This is a genomic window from Micromonospora sp. RV43 (assembly GCF_001029515.1).
Classification (GTDB): domain Bacteria; phylum Actinomycetota; class Actinomycetes; order Mycobacteriales; family Micromonosporaceae; genus Micromonospora; species Micromonospora aurantiaca.
In genome coordinates, this window is record NZ_LEKG01000307.1 from 1 (window position 1) to 4,343 (window position 4,343).

Sequence of the window (4,343 nt, forward strand, 5' to 3'; positions counted from 1 at the left end):
CCCCGAAGGTCAGCCGGCCGCCCCGCCCGGCACCGCCGGCCACGACGCCCGAACAGGCGGCGGTGGGCGGCGAGGCGCTGGCCGGTGCCGGGCTGGTCGTGCCACCGGGCAGCCCCGCGCCTCCGGCGGTCACCGCCACCACCTGGCTCGTGGCGGACCTGGACACCGGCGAGGTCCTCGGCGCGTGCGGCGCACACGTCCCCGGCACCCCGGCCAGCACCCAGAAACTGCTGCTGGCCGCCACCATGCTGAGTCGGCTGGACCCGAAGCACGTCGCCGTCGCCACCCGCGCCGACCTGGACATCGAGCCGGGCAGCTCGGCCGTCGGCCTGCTCGTCGGCGGCCGCTACAGCGTGGAGACGCTGTGGCTGGGCCTGCTGCTCCAGTCCGGCAACGACGCCGCGAACATGCTGGCCCGCCTCGGCGCCGGCAGCGCGCAGGCAGGCGTCGCCGAGATGAACGAGCAGGCCCGCCGGCTCGGCGCCGGGCAGACGCACGCGGTCACGCCGTCCGGCCTGGACGGTCCCGGCCAGTTCACCAGCGCGTACGACCTGGCGCTCATCGCGCGGGCCTGCTTCGCCGACGCCGCGTTCCGCCGGTACGCGCTCACCGAGCGCACGCAGATCCCGGCCCAGCCCGCGCTGAAGAAGGGCGGGTTCCAGATCCAGAACGAGAACCAGCTCATCTACCGCTATCCCGGCGCGCTCGGCGGCAAGACCGGCTTCACCGAGCTGGCCCGGCACAGCTACGTCGGCGCCGCGCAGCGGGACGGACGCCGCCTCGTGGTGACGCTGCTCGGCGCCGAGGCCCGCCCGGTACGCGGCTGGCAGCAGGGCGCCCAGCTGCTCGACTGGGCCTTCCGGCTGCCCCGGGACGCCTCGGTCGGCCGGCTGGTCGAGCCGGGTGAGCGGGACGCCGAGGCGGCGGAGCCCCGGCAGGCGGCGGCCGCCGAACCGAGACGTACCGCCTCCCCGCCGTGGCGGGGACCGGCCGGGACGGCGCTGCACCGCATCGGCGACGGGGACTGGCGGGTGATCGTGCCGGTCGCCGGTCTGCTGGCCCTCACCGTCGGCGGGTTGGCGGCGGTGCTCGCCGCCCGCCGCGGCCGATCCCGCCGCCGCGGACGCCGCCGCGCCTGACCCGGTCACCGGCGCCCCGGGCGGGGTCGCGTGGACACCGGTTCCGTGGGTATGCGCCCGGCATGGAGCACCCGGGCCGGATCGTGGTGGTCTCGGCGGACATCGGCGCCGGACACGACCGGGCTGCCGACGAGCTGGCGCACCGGCTGCGTGCGCGGGGCTTCGCGGTGGACCGGCTGAACCTCCTGCACCTGCTGCCCCACCCGGTCCACCGGGTGGTACGCGAGACGTACCGGGGCGTGCTGCACCGGCTTCCCTGGGGCTACCACGCGCTGTTCCGGCTGACCGGCAGCTCGCAGACCGCCGTACGCGCGATCCGCGCACTGCTGCGGCCGTTCCGGCGTCACCTGCGCCGCCGCATCCCGCCCGACACGCGGGCCGTGGTCACCACGTATCCGTTCGCCAACCAGCTCCTCGGCCCGCTGCGGCGCCGCGGGCGGCTCCGTGTCCCGGTGATCACCTATGTGACGGATTTCGTGGTGCACCCGACCTGGCTCGCGCCGGGCGTCGACGTGTACTGCGCGGTCCGCCACGCCGAGACGCACCAGGCCTCCGCCGCCGACGTCACCGCGGTGCAGCCGCTGGTGTCCCGCGCCTTCACCCGCACCGGCCCGGAGGACCGGCGGCGGGCCCGGCAGCGGTTCGGTCTCCCGGCCGAGGGTGTGCTCGCGCTCGTCGTCGCGGGCTCCTGGGGCGCCGGCGAGGTGGCGGCCACGGTGGCCGAGGTCGCCGCCGCGGGCGTCCGGCCGGTCGTGGTGTGCGGGCACAACGCGGCGCTGCGCCACCGGCTGCGCGGCGCCGGCCGGCACGTGCTGGGCTGGGTCGACGACATGCCGGCGCTGATGCGCGCCGTCGACGTCATGGTGGAGAACGCCGGTGGGCTGACCTGCCAGGAGGCGCTGGCGGCCGGGCTGCCGGTGGTCACGTACCGGCCCATCGCCGGGCACGGACGCGCGAACGCCGCGATCCTGGCCCGCGCCGGCCTGAGCCGGTGGGCTGCCACACCGCAGCAACTCGGGCCGGTGCTCGCGGCGGTGATCGGGACCGGACCGGTGGCCCCGTCCCGCGACGACGTGTCCCAGGACCCGGCCGGCCTGGTCGCCGAGGCGGCACGCCGGGCACCGCCCGCGGGCCCGGCCGGTACACGTCGCCCCCTGCTGGACCCGGTCGGCGACGCGGTCGCCGTCCTCGCCGCGCTGCTCCAGTCCACCGGCGGCCTGCGATGAGAGCCGCCACCCTCGCCCCGGCCGCCGCACTCGCGCTGCCGGCGGTGCAGGCGGCGCCGGTGGTGACGGCCCTGCCCGCCGTACGGCGGCTGCTGCTGCCCGGCCTGCACGGGCTCGGGGCGCCCGACCGGGTCGCGCTGACCTTCGACGACGGCCCGGACCCGGAGTCCACCGGCCACGTCCTGGACGTGCTGGCGGCGCACCGGGTCCGCGCCACGTTCTTCGTGCTCGGCGCGATGCTGCGGCGCCACCCGGCGCTGGGTCGCCGGGTGGTCGGCGACGGCCACGAGATGGCCGTGCACGGCTGGACGCACGACAACCTGCTGCTGCGCGGTCCGGCTCGCACGGTTCGCGATCTGACCCGTGCGTACGACCTGGTCACCGACGTCACCGGCCGTCCGCCCCGGTTCCTGCGACCGCCGTACGGCGTGCTCACCACCGCCGCGCTCGTGGCCGCCCGGCGGCTGCGCCTGCGGCCGGTGCTGTGGAGCTGCTGGGGCCGGGACTGGACCGCCACGGCCACCGCCGGCACCGTCGCACGCACCGTCCTGGCCGGGCTGGACGGGGGCGGCACGATCCTGCTGCACGACTCCTCCCGTACCGCCGCACCGGGCGCCTGGCGGGCCGGTCTCGCCGCGCTTCCGCGCGTGCTGGCCGAGTGTCGCCGGCGCGGATGGCACGTCGGCCCGCTCGCCGGCCACGGGCTCCGCGCGCGCTGATCCGCGAGCGGGCGGCGGAGCCTACCGCGCGCCCGCGGCGCCGGAACGCGAATCCCGGAGCCGGTGACCCGTTCGGGTCGGCGTGGCTAGCGTCCGGGTCATGAGGACCTGGGGACCCTTCGTGGCGCTGGCCGCCGCCCTGCTGCTGCCGGTGCCGGCGACACCGGCCGTGGCCGCCGTCCGTTCGCCGGTACGCCGGCTGCCCGCCGCGCCGCCCTGCCCGAACGTGCCGGCCCCGTCGACCCGGCCGCCGCAGCCGCCGCCGGCGCCCGACCCGGCCGCGCGGGCCGTCGGCGGCGCCGCGCTCGACACCGCCGGCCTGGTCGTCCCGCCCGCGTCGAGCGCGCCGCCTGCGGTGACAGCCACCTCCTGGGTGGTCGCCGACCTGGACAGCGGCGCGGTGCTCGGCGGCTGCGGCCCGCACGAGTACGGCGTACCGGCGAGCGTGCAGAAGCTGCTGCTGGCCGCCACCATGCTGCCCCGGCTGGACCCGCACCGGGAGGCGACGGTGACCGCCGGGGACCTGGCTGTCGAACCGGGCAGCTCGGCGGTCGGGCTGGTGGAGGGCGGGCGCTACCGGATCGAGACGATCTGGCTCGGCCTGCTGCTGCGTTCCGGCAACGAGGCGGCCAACGCGCTCGCCCGCCTCGGCGGCGGCCCGGACGGGCTGGCCGGCGGGGTGCGGGCGATGAACGAGGAGGCGCACCGCCTGGGCGCCCGGCAGACGCACGCGGTCACCCCGTCCGGGCTGGACGGACCGGGGCAGTTCACCAGCGCGTACGACCTGGCGCTGATCGCGCGGGCGTGCTTCGCCGACCCGGCGTTCCGCAGGTACGCCGCCACCCGGATCGCGCAGATCCCGGCCCAGCTGGCGCAGCGGGCGAAGGGGTTCGCGATCTCCAACGACAACATGCTGCTGGACCACTATCCGGGCGCGCTCGGCGGCAAGACCGGCTTCACCGACCTGGCCCGGCACACGTACGTCGGCGCGGCCGAGCGCGGCGGGCGGCGTCTCGTGGTCACGCTGCTCGGCGCCGAGGTGACCACGCAGCGGGGCTGGCAGCAGGGCGCGGCGCTGCTGGACTGGGGGTTCGCGCAGCCCCGCGACGCCGCGGTGGGACGGCTGGTCGAGCCGGGGGAGCTGGACCGGTCGGCGCCACCGGCGGGCGGGGCGGCCTCGGCGCTGGCCGGGCAGGCCGGTCTGCGGGGCGGCGGGGCGGCACCCGGGCCGCGTCCCGGTACGGGCGTGACTGTGACGA

Annotated in this window: 4 protein-coding genes; all 4 read left to right on the plus strand. The window is 77.8% G+C overall.

Going from position 1 to position 4,343, the window contains the following annotated elements:
- A partial coding sequence (locus tag ABD52_RS36440; protein ID WP_047894750.1) for a D-alanyl-D-alanine carboxypeptidase family protein occupies positions 1–1,139 on the plus strand: 1,139 nt, incomplete at its 5' end.
- 62 nt (positions 1,140–1,201) lie between these two features.
- A complete protein-coding gene (locus ABD52_RS36445) occupies positions 1,202–2,365 on the plus strand; it encodes a glycosyltransferase (RefSeq protein WP_047894751.1) in 1,164 nt (387 codons plus the stop codon).
- Positions 2,362–3,084: a polysaccharide deacetylase family protein gene (locus ABD52_RS36450; protein WP_047894752.1), complete on the plus strand. Its 723-nt coding sequence runs from the start codon at positions 2,362–2,364 to the stop codon at positions 3,082–3,084. Before ABD52_RS36445 ends, ABD52_RS36450 begins: the two co-directional genes overlap by 4 nt.
- Before the next feature lie 100 nt (positions 3,085–3,184).
- On the plus strand, positions 3,185–4,343 hold a 1,159-nt coding region (locus tag ABD52_RS36455), incomplete at its 3' end, for a D-alanyl-D-alanine carboxypeptidase family protein (RefSeq protein ID WP_047894753.1).